Genomic DNA, 14,762 nt, shown 5'->3' with positions numbered 1-14,762 from the left:
AGTCGGCAAGGGGCGGTGGGTGAATCCTGCGCGTGTAATACGGGTTCGCCATTGTGGGAAAAGTGTCGGCGGTGTATCGTACGTCAGGATCAGGTAATTCCTGTTGTAAATTCCATCGGAGGCGATTCGCATGATTCTGGTCACCGGCGGTGCCGGCTATATTGGTTCGCATACCTGTGTGGAACTGTTGAATGCCGGCTGTGCGGTCACGGTCTTCGACAATTTTTCCAACAGCCATCCCGAAGCGTTGGTTCGTGTGGAGCGGATTACCGGAAAGTCTGTTCGCCTGATACGCGGCGATTGCCGTGATAAAGCCGCCCTGGTGGCAGCCCTGCGCGAGAGCCGGGCGACGGCGGTGATTCATTTTGCCGGTCTCAAGGCGGTGGGCGAATCGGTCCAGCAGCCATTGACCTATTACGACAACAATGTTGTCGGGTCACTGCGTCTCTTGGAGGCGATGCGGGAGTGCGGCGTGCAGCAGCTGGTGTTCAGTTCCTCTGCCACCGTCTATGGCGATCCGCAACGGCTTCCGCTCACGGAGGACCATCCGTTGTCGGCCACGAATCCCTACGGCAGGACGAAGTTGATGGTGGAGGAGATTCTGCGCGATGTCCAGCGTAGCGATGCCTCCTGGCGAATCTGCATTCTCCGCTATTTCAATCCGGTAGGCGCGCATGCCAGCGGCTTGATCGGTGAGGATCCTCAGGGGATGCCGAATAATCTCCTGCCGTTCGTGGCCCAGGTGGCGGTGGGTCGGCGGGAATACTTGAACGTGTGGGGCAATGATTATTCGACTCCGGACGGCACGGGAGTGCGGGATTATATTCATGTGGTGGATCTGGCACTGGGGCACCTCAAGGCGCTGGAAGCGCTTGATCGGCTGGAGCGTCCGGGCGAATGTTTGACGGTGAATCTCGGGACAGGGAATGGGTATAGCGTGCTGGAGATCGTGCGTGCGTTTGAAGCGGCGAGCGGCAAGCCGGTTCCCTACAAAGTCGCCCCCCGCAGACCCGGTGACGTGGCATCCTGTTATGCCGATCCAGAGCAAGCCCTAAAATCTTTAGGGTGGCGGGCGGCGCGCGGATTGGACGAGATGTGTGCCGATGCCTGGCGCTGGCAAAGTACGAATCCAAAAGGCTATGGGGGCTGACTCTATGGTCGTGTTTCGGGCTGCAGCATGGACAATCGGTGTCGGGGCAGTTGTGTGCGTGCTCTACTTCGTGCCGGTGGCGCATGCGAATCATCAAGGCCATGGAAGCCACGCCGACGGCGAGACTCATCCAAGGGTGGGAACGGGGTACTCGATTCCAGGTGCGTCCTTTCAGATATTCTTGGGGCAAGCCAACGATGTGGCAGAAGGGACCGGTCTGATTCAGGCAGACCGGAGCGCCGCCGTTGAAACGGTGCGGGAGGCGTTGGTTGTCCTCTTGCAGCACCGGTCCGACTATCCGCGTGTCGATGAAAGTCTCGCGAAAGAGGCGCTGGCCAAAGTCGTGATTGAGACGACTGTGGTGAATGACGAGGGGAAAGCATTTCCGTTTCTCGTCGTGCGCACCACACAGCCGGGACGCGTCATCCTGCTGATCAGCGCGGCCTCGCTGAAGGAGAAGGGGTATCTGCATCACCCGGAGACACTGGTTCCGGTGCTTGCGAGAGAATTTCAATGGGTGGCCAGCAAGGCGGACACCGCGCCGAAGCCCAAACTGGTGTCAGGTGAACGAGTGTTGAAATCGGCCGCGATCCGCACGGACCAGGACATTGCCGCCTTGCCTGGGGAGGAGCGGGTACGTATCCTCCAGCAGCTATTCGACACCTACCTGCGAACGGTCGATGAGCAGAAGAGCCTCGATGGTCAGCCCTTTTATGAAGTCGGCAGCACTGCGCCGGTCGCGCCGATTCATCAGGATTCGACGACCAAGCTGTATGAGATCCGGGTTCGTGAGGCCCTGCAGAAGATCGTCCGCGAGCCGTTCTTCTGGGACCGTACGCCGAAGGCAGTTAGAAGCCTGCTGAACGGGAAGGTGTGGACTGTCGCGTTCGTAAAAATCGATCAACGAGATTGGGCGACCCGAACCAGGGTGCTGCCGGAAGAGAAGGCCATTGTGGTTGGCGCGCACGACCAACGCATCCAGCCGGCGGCCATCTTGGTGAATACCTATCGAACGGCTGCGTCCGACGACCCGTTTTATTCGGATACGCAGGGGTTGCCTATGGGCGCACTTTCGGCGGACCAATTGGCGCGTGTGATTGCCTCGGAGATTCAGCACAATATTCAGGAAAAATCGATGACGGGTCACGTGGCGCAGGATGCGCTGACGGCTCCTAAATAAAGACGGAGCCAAGCAGCACAGGATTTCTATCGATGCATCGGTCGCCCGAGTGCCTCACTGTCTGCCGAATAAGAATCGGAAATGACTCTCTGAGGGCTTGCTGATGTTGGCAAGCAATTAATCGAGCAGGAGACCCAACTCGATGCGTTGACGACCTGAGTGCCTACGCAAAACAATTTTTATGTCTCATCGCAATTTGCTGAAATCTCAACAAAAGGTGCCCCATGGTTTACCTTTTGGGAGTTGGGCATCAGGTACAACACAACGGCCCACCCATGACACCGGAGAGGGAGCATGCGACTCGTGATTTCTGCACGTTTCTAAAGTCACGGGCTAAAGATTTGAACATTTCAATGTTGGCAGAAGAATTTAGTGAAGACGCGTTGCGCATAAGCAAGGCCCATGTCGCGATTGTTAAGGATGTCGCCCACAGCCTCGGGTTAAAACATCTTTTCTGCGACCCGACGCGTCAGGAGAGGGTCGAACGTGGTATCAACAATAATCTCGAAAGCCGTGAGCAGTATTGGCTATCTCGACTAGAACATCATTACGACAGCGAGACCATTTTACTTGTGTGTGGTGCTGACCACTTAGAAAGTTTCCGGGAAAAGTTGCAGGATAAAGGTGTTAAGGCGGAGATTCTTCCCGATCAGTTCGGTATCGGTTTACCACCGCTCATGATCACGGAAAAGTCCGGTGTATTTTTAGATTTTTAAGAGCATAGGTCGGAACCCACTCAGTCTTTCGGTGAGCTGTTTAATCGAGTCCGATGATTGTTCAATGCACAACTACTCCTCATTTACCCACAGCAGCGACGCAATAGCTGATGAAAACTAATCTATTGCCCTCTATAAACACAGGTCTGCAAAGCACCGACAAAGGCCAGTACCAATCCGACTATTGCAACGAGAAGACCAACTTTTGCCAATCGATCTGCCGATCTGCCAGCGGTATCAATTACCTCAGTGAGACGTTTGAAATGACGGCTGGTCAATTCCATGCGGAACTGTTCTGCAGGGGGAGAATCCACTTGATACCCTTCCAAAGCCTCCAATAGTTCCTCATCATTCTTCTGCTTGGCCATTTCCCGATATGTTCCCACGTAGTCCGTCTCCTATTATGCGCACTCTTGCCACTCGTCGCCCTTAGAGGACTCCAGGTCTTCAGGCGAAGCAATTTCCATGGTAGAAACAGAGTTTCGCATTAACTTATAACGGATCCCATACTTCACTACATCATAGGCGCGCGTCACTCTTTGATGGTCCGACCACGGCCCCTCTTGCTTATCTAGAATTTGGCACAATATCCGTATCTCTTTATCAAACCTTGCAAGAATGTTGGCGGCGCTGTCGCCACAGATAATGCCATTCAAAGATGTGAAATCAGTTTTGTTTTCCATGCATGAATATAAAACGCGCACTATTTTGCCGTTTCGTAGCGTTGCCTGCACGTGAAAGGGGTTGAAGGAATATATTTCTTCTTTGTTCGTGGGTAATTCAATCACAAATCGACCAGGATTTCCGAGCTTGAATGTTGCGTCGGAAAGACTTTCGCCAAGCTTTAGCTCTTTGAATTCAGTTATGACTTTCGGCAATCCGTGGTAGTGGCGGTATATGAAAAGTCCGCCGATTGAAATTAGCCCTAGCAGGATACCTACGACTAAAGTAACGAATGCTACTTTGCTTGCCCTTGTCCAATTCCATCTATCCATAGTTTGAGTGTAAAGATAGATTATTCCGCAGGAGAATAACCCCAAAAAAATTCCTGAACCTATGCTCATAGTGAACCGGCCAGAGTGTTGAAGGTAGGTATCAAGCACGAGCAAATCATGGTCTCAATTACTTTCTCGCCTTTAGAATCCACTCTCGCAGACCAAGGCTAGGCCAGCCGTGAGAATGTGTCAAGATTGAATGGACATCGGATATGTTGAGCGACACCGTAAGCTCCCCTTGAAATTGAGACCACCCCGACGACATGGTCCAGAGTGGACCGCGGAGGTGGCGAGATGACCGCAGGTGCAATCGAACCCATTGAACGCTGGACGACTTAACCGCGCGTGGCCCTGGTGGCCAGTATCCTGAAGGGCGAGACCTCCGTGGCGGAGGCGGCTCGGACGCATGGGCTGACGGTGGCGGAGGTGGACGAGTGGCGGGAGAAGTTTCTGCTGGGGGCTGAGAACGCCCTGCGGAGTCGCCCGCGAGACGAAGAGGCGTTGAAGGAGGAGCAGATCAAGAAGCTGAAACAGAAGATCGGGGATCTCGTCCTCGGAAACGATATCTTACGGGAGGCCTTGAAACCGTACCCTTGAGCCCGGAAGACATCCGACGCGTGAGGGCCGGCGTGTCGGGTGTCTCGGAACGGCGGAGCTGCCAGGTGCTCGGCGTGGGCCGGGCCTGCCTGCATCGACCGGCCGTTGCGAGAGGGCGGCGTCAGCGGACCGACCCGCCGTGGACGGAACGGCTCCGTCAGCTGATCCAACAGCATCCTACGTTCGGGTATCGGCGACTGTGGGTGCTGTTGCGACTATCGCCTGCAGCAGGAGTTCATCACGCCCTATACGCCGGAGCAGAATGGAATGATCGAACGGTTTTTTCGGAGCCTGAAAGAGGAGTGTGTCTAGCCACACACGTTCCAGACGTGTGTGGAGGCGCGGCGAATCATTCGGAACTGGGTCCAGTGGTACAACCACGAGCGGCCGCATCAGGCGCTGGGGTATCGGAGCCCGATCCAATATAGGGGACAACAATCAACGCAGGTGGCTTGATTTCAGGGGAGTACTACACTGAGTCATGGTGGCTGGGCTAACGGCCGGTCTGTTTGGGCTGTCCGGCTTTGGCTAATTGCATGTTCACGCTCACGACGCCCTCGTTGAGATTGCGATAGGGATAGGCGGAGGTGATGACAGGGAGGGCATCGGCTTGGTCCTGTGTGGTCACGAGGGTGAGCGCCGGTACATACCGGCCGGCGGCGACTTTGACACCGATCAATTTCGCGCCCGGTTCGACCACGACGTGATCGCCGAGTTCAGTGCGGAAGACCAGGGCTTGCATGCCGACAAAGGTATCGTCACCGATTCTGGCTGGTCCATGCACCTGCGATTGGTGGGCCAGCGAGACGCGCTTGCCGATATAGACCGAATAGGTCTTGCCCGCGACCTGCACTTCATTCTCCGGCAATTCATGGTCCCCCTCGAACGTTTCCAACCCATGAATGACGACCCCGTCCTGCACGTTACTGTGATCCCCGACAAAAATGTTCTGCCCTTCATCGGCCCGGACCGAAGCGCCGGGCGCGACGAAAATCAGCTCGCCGATGGTTACGGATCCGATCACCGCAGCCAGGGGATGAATGCGTGCCGACGTGGCAATCGTGGGCACCGTCACGTGAGGATTAAATGTGGTGGGCACGTTGGGGGACACCCAGCCGACCAGCGCGATGCCGATGAGGAGCATGTTCAGGCTCAGGCTGAGTGAGAGTGGCCATGATCGAGTCATCAACGATTCTCCACGGGACAACGGCACTCACCCTTGCTTGGTCGAGGCGGTGTTTGTTCCCTGCATGACGATGTAATGAATCCCCGCATGTAACGCTTTGCGCCATTCAGTTTCTAAGCTCGGCGTACAGTCGCCGTCGTATTCCTTGACGGTGGCAATTAAGCTGTTGACCCAGTACTCATAGAGTTGCGGCGTGATATTCATATGGCGGGCATTATGGGTATCGGCAATACGATTCAGGCACAGGGTACCGACTGGTTTGCCCTCCAAATGCATCAGCATCATGGCGATCCCTTCACGCAGGAGCGCTTTTTGCTTCGTGAAATTGGTATGGGCGAACATCGGTCTGATGCTCGGATGGATTCCGAGAAACATCTCATAGAACCGGTCGAAGAATTCCGGTTGCAGGCAGCATCGTCCATAACTTGCCATCACCTGCTCGATCGGCATGAAACCTCCCTGGGACCGGGCTCACAGCTCATCCTTTTGAAGGTACCCCTTGTCTCCATGTCGGCGGATGGCGCCTTAAACTTGAGGTACGCTTCGGGTCCCTTCATCCCGGCACTCGGGAGTGGACCGGACCGGCCTGGAACACGTAGAATGCGCCTCCGCGGTGCTCACCCCCTCCACCGGTGAGGGGGGTGGGAACCGACAGGGCTGAAACAACAGTGGGCTGACTAGGAAGGGATCGTCATGAGTGTGAAATGTGGAATCGTCGGGCTGCCGAATGTGGGCAAGTCCACCCTGTTCAATGCGCTGACCAAGTCTGGGATCGCTGCGGAGAACTATCCGTTCTGCACGATCGAGCCGAATATCGGCATTGTGGAGGTGCCGGATGCGCGGATGCAGGCGCTGTCGGACATCGTGAAGCCGCAACGGATGCAGTATGCGACGACTGAATTCGTGGACATCGCCGGGTTGGTGGCCGGAGCCTCGAAAGGGGAGGGCCTGGGCAACCAGTTTTTGGCCAATATCCGAGAGACCGACGGGATTGTGAATGTCGTACGTTGTTTTGAAGATGATAACGTGGTCCATGTGGCGGGTAAGGTCGATCCGATTTCCGACATCGCGACCATCGTGACGGAACTCGCGCTGGCCGACCTCACGACAGTGGAGAAGGCTCAGGAGCGGAACGTGAAGCTGATCCGCTCGGGGGACAAAGATGCCGCCAAGCTGGGGGAATTGCTGGTGCAGGTGGCGGCCTGTTTGAACGAGGGGAAACCGGCCCGCACGTTGACGCTCGATCCGGCGCAGCGCGCCTTGTTGAGGCCGTTGTGCCTGCTGACGATGAAGCCTGTGATGTATGTGGCCAATGTGGCTGAAAAAGGGTTTGCCAATAATCCGCTGCTGACGCGAGTGGAAGAATATGCTGCGCATGAAGGGGCGCCGGTCGTGGCCATCTGCGCCGCACTGGAGTCCGAGATCGCGGTCCTCTCTGATGAGGAAAAGCGAGAGTTCCTAACCGACATCGGGATGACCGAACCGGGGCTGAATCGACTGATCCGCGCAGCCTACCAGCTGCTGGGCTTGCAGACGTATTTCACTGCCGGGGTGAAGGAAGTCCGTGCATGGACGATTCATATCGGCGATACCGCGCCGCAGGCCGCCGGCGTCATTCACGGTGATTTTGAGAAGGGGTTCATTCGCGCGGAAGTGATCGGGTATCACGACTTTATCGCCTGTAAGGGGGAAGCGGGAGCGAAGGAAAAAGGGAAAATGCGACTGGAAGGGAAGGAGTACGTGGTGCAGGACGGCGACGTGATGCACTTCCGTTTTAACGTTTAGATGGGTGCGCGAAACATGGGTGGCGCCGGAACCTCCGGCTTAATTGGAGAGATGCGATGAACGAACAAGATACAGAACGGGCGGTCGCGATATTGAATCGGATTATGGAACTGGAGTTGGCCGGCGTGGTGCGGTACACCCACTATGCCTTGATGATCTATGGGTACAATCGGATTCCGATCGTGTCCTGGCTGAAGGGTAATGCGGATGAAAGTTTGGCCCATGCCCACAAAGCCGGCGAGTTGGTGACTCTATTGGGCGGGCACCCCTCGTTGAAGATCGGCACCTTGCTCGAAACCGAGAAGCATGATGTGGGGGATATTCTGCGCGAGAGCCTGGAGCATGAGAAGGCCGCTGCCGCCTCGTATTACGAATTGCTGAAGCTTGCGGAAAGTAAGTCTGTGTTGTTGGAAGAGTATGCACGCGAGATGATCGTCGGGGAAGAGTTGCATCTCGATGAGGTCAATAAAATGCTGCGCAAATCCGGCGATGTGCAGGCATTTCGTTCCTAACGGTTCAAGCTGCCTGACGGAGGCTTGGTCCGGAACTCCAGGCCAAGCCTCCGTTAGGATTCCATGTGCCGGTTACTGTCGCGCGCTGAAGTCGCCCTCCCACCGTCACCCGCTGCTGTCTCCTCATGTTTAACGTGATTCTGTACCAGCCGGAAATTCCTCCGAACACGGGCAACATTATCCGACTCTGCGCCAACACGGGTGCGTCGTTGCATCTGGTCAAACCGTTGGGTTTTACGCTGGAAGACAAGCAGTTGCTACGAGCCGGACTGGATTATCATGAGTTCGCGTCGATCACCGTGTACGAGAGTTGGGCGGAGTGTCTGGAACGGATGAAGGATTGCCGGCTGTTTGCCGTGTCGACAAAGGGCAGGCAACGGTACGATCTGGTGCGTTACACCGAAGGCGATGCGTTGGTGTTTGGCCCGGAAAGCCGTGGATTGCCGGCGGAGATTCTCGGGAGCGTACCTGACCAGCAACGGATCCGCGTACCGATGGTGCCGGGAAGCCGCAGCCTCAATCTGTCCAACTCGGTCGCGGTGGTGCTCTACGAAGCCTGGCGACAGGCGGGGTTTGAAAAGGGGATCTGATCGCTGATCATTTCTTGGCCTGCGCCGTGAAGTCCGACGGAGCAGAATGTGTTACCTGCCGTTCAGTGGAGCCGTCAAATCTCCAGCACCAGCCCTATTTCGACTACCTGATCCGCCGGCAGGTGGAAATAGGAGCTGGCTCGCTGCGTATTGCGTGACAGGAAGACAAATATTTTCTCTCGCCAGATCGCCATCCCCGGTTTCGGTGTCGCCAAAAAGGTTAGTCTGCTCAGGAAGAACGTTGTCTCATCGACAGGAATCGAATGGCCGTGGGCTGCGAGGTGGGCGAGGACACGTGGAATGTCCGGCGTTTCCATGAATCCGCATCTGGCGACGACTTGAAACAGGTTTTCTTGGATGGTGGTGACCTTCAATGGGCCGCCCGATGGAATATAGGGTACGGGCTCTGTGCGGACCGTGAGGATGTAGACCTGCTCGTGGAGAGATTTATTGTGCCTGACATTCTGTAACAACGCGGGCGGGGTGATGTCCGGATGTTGAGATAAAAATACGGCGCGGCCGGGGATTCTGTAGGGTGCCTGCGAAAGAACTTCCCGGACGAACTGAAGCAGGGGAGGAAACTGCTCGCGTAAGTGGTCCGCCACTATCGCGCGTCCTCTCGCCCAGGTACTCATGATCGTGAAGACCGCCGCGCCAAGCAGCAGCGGGAACCACCCGCCATGGGGAATCTTTTGGGCATTCGCGAGAAAGAAGGCGAGGTCGATGAGCAGGAAGCCTCCGACGGTCATGGCTGCCAGGAGCGGGCTCCAGTGCCAATGGGCCTGGACCACGCGATACATCAGGAGGGTCGTGATGATCATGGAACCCGAGACGGCGATGCCATACGCTGCGGCCAGATTACTAGACGATCCGAATGAAAGGATCAGGCCGACGGTACCGATGAACATGAGCCAATTCAACAGACCGAAGTAGATTTGGCCATGTTGCTCGGCGGACGTGTGGGTGATTCGCAACGGCGGCAGATAGCCCAATTGAACGGCTTGCAAGGTCAACGAGAAGGCCCCGGACAGCATGGCTTGTGATGCAATGACAGTCGCCATGGTCGCGAGCGCGATCAAGGGGTACAGCATCCAGTCGGGGGCCAGGAAGTAAAAGGGATTGGCCAGAGCCGCCGGGGTCCGCATGAGGAGCGCACCCTGGCCGAAGTACTGAAGTAGGAGGGCAGGCAGTGCCACCGCAAACCAGCCGAGTTGGATCGGCCGGCGTCCGAAGTGGCCCATGTCGGCATACAGCGCTTCGGCTCCCGTGAGGACCAGAAACACACTGCCCAGCACCAGGATACCGACTGCGGCATGCCGAATCAAAAATTGGATTGCATAGAGCGGACTGGCTGCACGCAGTATTTCAGGGGTTTGGATCAAGCTGTGGAGCCCGAGCAGAGCCATCGTGACGAACCAGAGCAGCATGATGGGACCGAAGATACTTCCGATCGTTCCGGAGCCGCGGCGTTGGATCATGAACAATAAGGCGACCAGCGCGACGGTCAGAGGCAGAATGTAGGGGGTGAACACATCGGTGGTCAGCGTGAGCCCTTCGACCGCGCTCAGGACCGAAATGGCCGGTGTAATTATGCCGTCGCTATAGAGAAAGGCCACGCCGATCAAGCCGAGGGTGACGACAACGTTGAGTCCTTTGCGGAGATCGACCGGGCGGGACTGTTGACTGAGCGCCATGAGCGCCAGCATGCCTCCCTCGCCCTCGTTGTCGGCTTTCATGACGAACAACAAATATTTCACGGTGACGACAAGCACGAGCGACCACACGATCATGGAGAGAATCCCCAACACGTTGTCGGGCGTGACCGGCAGGCCATGCGATTCGTGAAAACATTCGCGCAGGGCATACAGCGGGCTGGTTCCGATGTCGCCATAGACCACTCCCATGGCGGCCACGGTGAGGGAGACGGAAGAGGATTGCTTGTTGAGATGCTTCGGCATGGATGCGTGACAGGGGTTGGACCCGATTCGCGATGCTCCTGTGTTGCAACGGGCGGACTATACCATGTTCGATGAAGAGATGCCGGTCGGTTGTGCAGGACGTCGTACGGCGAAGCATCTGCTCCCATAGGGAGAGAGGTGCGGTTTCCGCATCCGGCCTGGAAGTTGTGCGAATCTTCTGCTAGATTCCGGGTCGACTCGTGAGAACGATCAGCGGCGTCGAGCCGGCCAAGTCCTTCACGTTCATGTGCCAAGAAAGCCTCTGCGACCGGGAGCGTTGCCTCCAGCCAGATTTCGCTTTCGGAAAGTCTACACGAACCTATGACCTCTCCAACGACGCCGACTATTTCCGCTTCAGCGCAGCAACGTATTGTCGATCTCATCGCCAAGGAACTTGGGGTAACCGCCCCACAGATCGCGGCCGCAGTGACGCTGCTGGATGGCGGGGCGACGGTACCCTTCATTGCGCGCTATCGTAAAGAGGCCACCAATAATCTGGACGACACGCACCTGCGCACGTTGGAAGAGCGGCTGCTGTATCTGCGTGAACTGGAAGAGCGACGGCAGACGATCCTGGCCTCGATCGAAGAGCAGGGCAAGTTGACGGACGAACTGCGTCGGGCGGTCGAGCAGGCCGCGACGAAACAAGCCGTGGAAGACATCTATCTTCCCTATAAACCCAAACGTCGCACCAAGGCGCAGATTGCGCGCGAAGCCGGCCTGGAGCCGTTGGCGAACGCGCTCCTTGCCGACCCGACGCTCGATCCGGAGCAGGAAGCCGTAGCGTATGTAAAGGTCGTGCCGGCAGCCGAAGGAGTCGAGGCTATCAATGTGCCTGACGTGAAAACCGCGCTCGAAGGCGCACGCGATATTCTGGTCGAGCGATTTGCTGAAACCGCCGACCTGCTTGCGGCCTTGCGCGCAAAATTGTGGAGCGAAGGCATCGTGACCTCCACGGTCATGCCCGGCAAGGAAACGGCGGAGGAAGAAAAGTTTCGCGATTATTACGCCTATTCGGAAACGATCCGGACGATTCCTTCGCATCGCGCCCTGGCGATGTTCCGCGGTCGTACGCTGGGCGTCCTGAAGCTCGACCTCGGTCTTGGCGAGAGCCTCGAAGCTGTGGTGCCGCATCCCTGCGCGGCGATGATTGCCGCCCATTTCGGCATCGAACAGCGCGGCCGTCGCGCCGACAAATGGCTCACCGATGTTTGCTACTGGGCCTGGCGGGTGAAGGTGCATCTGCATCTGAGCACGGAGTTGCTGTTGCAGGTACGTGAGGCGGCGGAAGCGGAGGCAATCAAGATTTTCGGGCGCAATCTCCATGAACTACTGCTGGCGGCCCCCGCCGGTCCGAAGGCCGTGCTCGGTCTCGATCCTGGTCTCCGCACCGGCTGTAAAGTGGCGGTCGTGGATGCGACTGGAAAATTGCTGGAGACCGCGACGATCTATCCGCATCAACCCCGCAATGATTGGCAGGGGTCGTTGTCAACCATCACACAATTGGTGTTGCGGCACGGTGTCGCCCTCATCTCGATCGGCAACGGCACGGCCAGCCGTGAGAGCGATAAATTTGCCGTGGAAGTCGTCAAGCTGGTGGCGGCGCAGAAGCCGGAACAGAAGCTGGCGAAGATCGTCGTGAGCGAAGCCGGCGCTTCCGTCTACTCGGCATCGGCTTTTGCCGCCGCGGAGTTTCCGGCGCTGGATGTGAGTCTGCGTGGCGCCGTGTCGATTGCCAGGCGGTTGCAGGACCCGTTGGCCGAGCTGGTCAAGATCGATCCAAAATCCATCGGAGTCGGCCAGTATCAGCACGATGTTAATCAGCGAGCCCTGGCGAGATCGCTCGACGCCACGGTCGAAGACTGCGTGAACGCAGTGGGCGTAGACGTGAACACGGCATCGGCGCCGCTGCTGGCGCGAGTATCGGGACTCAATCGCGTGTTGGCTCAAAACATCGTGGAGTACCGCGACGCGCACGGGCGATTTCAGAATCGGCATACGATCCTCAAGGTGCCTCGTTTGGGCGAGAAGACCTTCGAGCAGGCGGCGGGGTTCCTGCGGATTAACGACGGCGACAATCCATTGGATCGTTCCGCCGTCCATCCGGAGGCCTATCCGGTCGTCGAGCGCATGTTGGCGCGGCTCAAGAAAGACCTTGCCGACGTCATGGGCAAGCCGGCTGTGCTGAAGGACCTCTCACCGGCGGAATTCACGGATGAGACATTCGGTCTGCCGACGGTGCGCGATATCCTGACGGAGTTGGAAAAACCCGGCCGTGATCCGCGTCCTGAATTCAAAACGGCGACCTTCAGGGACGGAGTCGAATCGCTTGCCGATCTCCAGTCCGGGATGGTGCTCGAAGGGGTGGTAACCAATGTCGCGGCGTTCGGCGCATTCGTCGATATCGGCGTGCATCAGGACGGCCTCGTGCATGTGTCGGCGTTGGCGAACAAGTTCGTCAAAGATCCGCATGACGTCGTGAAACCGGGGCAGATCGTGAAGGTGAAGGTGCTGGCCGTTGATGTGCAACGGCAGCGGATTTCGCTCACGATGCGCATGGAAGATGCTGCAGCCCCCGCCCTGCCATCTGGCGCGGGAGCCGCGCGTGATCGGCGTCCTTCTGATTCGTCCCGTGCGGTGCCTCGTGAACCCCAACCCGTCGGCGCCTTTGCCCTGGCGTTGGCGCGGGCCAAGGAGAAGCGATCATGATTGGGGCACAGTCCGTGAAGCCCTGACCGAACGGGCTTCTGCCCAGTGCGAATCACGTGAAGGAATTGCCGCCCTCAGGCCTGACGAGCGTGTTGCGGGAAGTCCACGCATCCATTCCATGTTGTCAATCATCCTCTCCTCCGGAAGTCCTCGGTAGAGAGTCTTGCGCCGAACGATTTCTCTTCAGGCGTGTGCCTCTTCCATCGTGCGGCCGCTGATGTCTCGCTTGTCTCGTGTTCCGAGCATGATCATGGGCTAGGCCAGACATTCTCCATTCCACCCTACCGTGAAGTTTCGAGCTAATCGATCGGGGGCTTGCCCCGCTCATCCCGTACTCTGCGAACGTAGGGCCTTGACCGGGGTCGCGCTCTTTGCTATATAGTTAGGAGTCCTAACTATTGCAGTGAGGTCACATCAGAAAGGAGTGAGGGATGGATGCATTGAAGGTGTTCGACACATGGGTCGAGGTTCCGGGGAAGACCCTGCACTTTGACGTTATGACGTTAGATCAGGCGACTGCGTTGAAGTTAGCGAACGAGCATGTTGTGACCCAAGGCTATGCGGCGATCACCGTGACAGCGGAAGAATGCCGGTTTTGCCATCAGGAGCCGCTGGCCATGTTCACCCAACATCAGCAGAGCGAGTTCCTAAAGGCCGGTGGATTCATCGTGCAGCTGTCTGCATAGAGGAGCGTCGATATGGGAAAGCAGCTTCCAATGCAAGGAGAGAAAACGGTCGTTGATCATATTACGACCGGATTGACGAAGGTCGCCGCTGCGTTACGGAGCCAAGCCTGGGAGGGAGGAAGTGCGCGCAAGCTCACTCCGACTCAAGGCCAAATCCTGGTCTTGCTGGCCGAGCGGGCCACGCAACCCATGCGACTGAACGATGTGGCGCGCGAGTTGTGTTTGACGGCGGCGACCACGAGCGATGCGGTCATGACTCTTGTGGAGAAGAAACTGGTCAAGAAAGAGCGATCGCCTGACGACCAGCGGGCGCTTGTTCTCACGCTGACGGCAGGGGGGCGACGCGAGGCGCAACAGACCACAGGATGGACCGAGGTGGTGCGCGCCGGGGTCAGGAGTCTGACTCCGGATGAGCAGACAGTATTTTTGCGAGGACTGACCAAGGTCATGTACTCGTTGCAGGAGCAGGGCGTGATTTCAGTTGCTCGAATGTGTGTCGGCTGCACCTATTTTCAGCCATATGTGCATGTGGATGCGGCACGGCCGCACCATTGCGGGTTTGTGAACAAACCGATGGGGGATGGGCAGTTACGGCTTGAGTGCCCGGACTTTATTCCAGGGTCGCAGCCAGATCAGGCGCGTCGGTCGCAGGAGTTTCTCCGCGGCGGGGAGGGGCACTAAGCCCGAAGCCTTATTTA

The 14,762-nt window shown here is 57.4% G+C and carries 15 protein-coding genes; 10 read left to right on the top strand and 5 right to left on the bottom strand.

Translation table 11 applies throughout. The annotated features are described in order from the left end of the window. Positions 1-130: 130 nt before the first annotated feature. The 3 genes from galE (at position 131) to V9G17_04505 (ending at position 3,046) form a co-directional block, all read left to right on the top strand. Positions 131-1,150 (top strand): UDP-glucose 4-epimerase GalE, encoded by a 1,020-nt coding sequence (gene galE, locus V9G17_04515; GenBank protein ID MEI2751843.1) that lies wholly within the window; start codon positions 131-133, stop codon positions 1,148-1,150. 4 nt (positions 1,151-1,154) lie between these two features. Further along, positions 1,155-2,330, top strand: a complete 1,176-nt coding sequence (locus V9G17_04510) for a hypothetical protein (protein MEI2751842.1) — start codon at positions 1,155-1,157, stop codon at positions 2,328-2,330. A gap of 224 nt (positions 2,331-2,554) precedes the next feature. Further along, a complete protein-coding gene (locus V9G17_04505) occupies positions 2,555-3,046 on the top strand; it encodes a hypothetical protein (GenBank protein MEI2751841.1) in 492 nt (163 codons plus the stop codon). A 122-nt stretch (positions 3,047-3,168) separates the two neighbouring features. Here V9G17_04505 and V9G17_04500 read toward each other — a convergent pair whose 3' ends face one another. After that, positions 3,169-3,432: a hypothetical protein gene (locus V9G17_04500; protein ID MEI2751840.1), complete on the bottom strand. Its 264-nt coding sequence runs from the start codon at positions 3,430-3,432 to the stop codon at positions 3,169-3,171. 15 nt (positions 3,433-3,447) lie between these two features. After that, positions 3,448-4,149 carry a hypothetical protein gene (locus tag V9G17_04495; GenBank protein MEI2751839.1) on the bottom strand — a complete coding sequence of 234 codons (702 nt, stop codon included), beginning with the start codon at positions 4,147-4,149 and terminating at the stop codon, positions 3,448-3,450. A 237-nt stretch (positions 4,150-4,386) separates the two neighbouring features. On the opposite strand from V9G17_04495, the gene V9G17_04490 reads away from it, so the two are divergent. Next, on the top strand, positions 4,387-4,638 hold the full coding sequence (locus V9G17_04490) for a transposase (protein ID MEI2751838.1): 252 nt from the start codon (positions 4,387-4,389) through the stop codon (positions 4,636-4,638). Between the two features lie 493 nt (positions 4,639-5,131). Here the strand turns inward: V9G17_04490 and V9G17_04485 are convergent, their stop codons facing one another. Next, entirely contained in the window at positions 5,132-5,824 is a 693-nt protein-coding gene (locus tag V9G17_04485; GenBank protein ID MEI2751837.1) for a carbonic anhydrase, read from the bottom strand. Positions 5,825-5,851: 27 nt separating this feature from the next. Beyond that, entirely contained in the window at positions 5,852-6,274 is a 423-nt protein-coding gene (locus V9G17_04480; GenBank protein ID MEI2751836.1) for a globin, read from the bottom strand. A 243-nt stretch (positions 6,275-6,517) separates the two neighbouring features. On the opposite strand from V9G17_04480, the gene ychF reads away from it, so the two are divergent. From ychF to trmL, 3 genes are all read left to right on the top strand, one after another. Beyond that, positions 6,518-7,609: a redox-regulated ATPase YchF gene (gene ychF / locus V9G17_04475; GenBank protein MEI2751835.1), complete on the top strand. Its 1,092-nt coding sequence runs from the start codon at positions 6,518-6,520 to the stop codon at positions 7,607-7,609. Between the two features lie 56 nt (positions 7,610-7,665). Continuing rightward, a complete protein-coding gene (locus V9G17_04470; GenBank protein ID MEI2751834.1) occupies positions 7,666-8,121 on the top strand; it encodes a ferritin-like domain-containing protein in 456 nt (151 codons plus the stop codon). A gap of 125 nt (positions 8,122-8,246) precedes the next feature. After that, positions 8,247-8,711 carry a tRNA (uridine(34)/cytosine(34)/5-carboxymethylaminomethyluridine(34)-2'-O)-methyltransferase TrmL gene (gene trmL, locus V9G17_04465; GenBank protein ID MEI2751833.1) on the top strand — a complete coding sequence of 155 codons (465 nt, stop codon included), beginning with the start codon at positions 8,247-8,249 and terminating at the stop codon, positions 8,709-8,711. A 74-nt stretch (positions 8,712-8,785) separates the two neighbouring features. On the opposite strand, the gene V9G17_04460 is transcribed toward trmL, so the two are convergent. Then, positions 8,786-10,669 carry a potassium transporter Kup gene (locus V9G17_04460; GenBank protein MEI2751832.1) on the bottom strand — a complete coding sequence of 628 codons (1,884 nt, stop codon included), beginning with the start codon at positions 10,667-10,669 and terminating at the stop codon, positions 8,786-8,788. Between the two features lie 321 nt (positions 10,670-10,990). Between V9G17_04460 and V9G17_04455 the strand changes: the two genes are divergently transcribed. The 3 genes from V9G17_04455 to V9G17_04445 all read left to right on the top strand — a co-directional run bounded on the left by V9G17_04455 (position 10,991) and on the right by V9G17_04445 (position 14,745). Then, a complete protein-coding gene (locus V9G17_04455; protein ID MEI2751831.1) occupies positions 10,991-13,378 on the top strand; it encodes a Tex family protein in 2,388 nt (795 codons plus the stop codon). Between the two features lie 431 nt (positions 13,379-13,809). Continuing rightward, a complete protein-coding gene (locus V9G17_04450; GenBank protein ID MEI2751830.1) occupies positions 13,810-14,064 on the top strand; it encodes a DUF2024 family protein in 255 nt (84 codons plus the stop codon). Between the two features lie 12 nt (positions 14,065-14,076). Then, the gene (locus V9G17_04445; protein MEI2751829.1) at positions 14,077-14,745 is read left to right on the top strand and encodes a MarR family winged helix-turn-helix transcriptional regulator; all 669 of its coding nucleotides are present in this window, start codon (positions 14,077-14,079) and stop codon (positions 14,743-14,745) included. The last annotated feature ends 17 nt before the right edge of the window (positions 14,746-14,762 follow it).

It is taken from the genome of Nitrospira sp. (assembly GCA_037045225.1).
Lineage (GTDB): Bacteria > Nitrospirota > Nitrospiria > Nitrospirales > Nitrospiraceae > Nitrospira_A.
This window is presented reverse-complemented; position numbering and strand designations above follow the sequence as displayed.

Excerpts from the sequence above, each read along its gene's own strand:
- galE (MEI2751843.1), top strand. The coding sequence starts at position 131 with ATGATTCTGGTCACCGGCGGTGCCGGCTATATTGGTTCGCATACCTGT.
- V9G17_04505 (MEI2751841.1), top strand. The coding sequence starts at position 2,555 with ATGGTTTACCTTTTGGGAGTTGGGCATCAGGTACAACACAACGGCCCA.
- trmL (MEI2751833.1), top strand. The coding sequence starts at position 8,247 with ATGTTTAACGTGATTCTGTACCAGCCGGAAATTCCTCCGAACACGGGC.
- ychF (MEI2751835.1), top strand. The coding sequence starts at position 6,518 with ATGAGTGTGAAATGTGGAATCGTCGGGCTGCCGAATGTGGGCAAGTCC.
- V9G17_04450 (MEI2751830.1), top strand. The coding sequence starts at position 13,810 with ATGGATGCATTGAAGGTGTTCGACACATGGGTCGAGGTTCCGGGGAAG.
- V9G17_04445 (MEI2751829.1), top strand. The coding sequence starts at position 14,077 with ATGGGAAAGCAGCTTCCAATGCAAGGAGAGAAAACGGTCGTTGATCAT.
- V9G17_04510 (MEI2751842.1), top strand. The coding sequence starts at position 1,155 with ATGGTCGTGTTTCGGGCTGCAGCATGGACAATCGGTGTCGGGGCAGTT.
- V9G17_04470 (MEI2751834.1), top strand. The coding sequence starts at position 7,666 with ATGAACGAACAAGATACAGAACGGGCGGTCGCGATATTGAATCGGATT.
- V9G17_04480 (MEI2751836.1), bottom strand. The coding sequence starts at position 6,274 with ATGCCGATCGAGCAGGTGATGGCAAGTTATGGACGATGCTGCCTGCAA.
- V9G17_04455 (MEI2751831.1), top strand. The coding sequence starts at position 10,991 with ATGACCTCTCCAACGACGCCGACTATTTCCGCTTCAGCGCAGCAACGT.
- V9G17_04485 (MEI2751837.1), bottom strand. The coding sequence starts at position 5,824 with ATGACTCGATCATGGCCACTCTCACTCAGCCTGAGCCTGAACATGCTC.
- V9G17_04460 (MEI2751832.1), bottom strand. The coding sequence starts at position 10,669 with ATGCCGAAGCATCTCAACAAGCAATCCTCTTCCGTCTCCCTCACCGTG.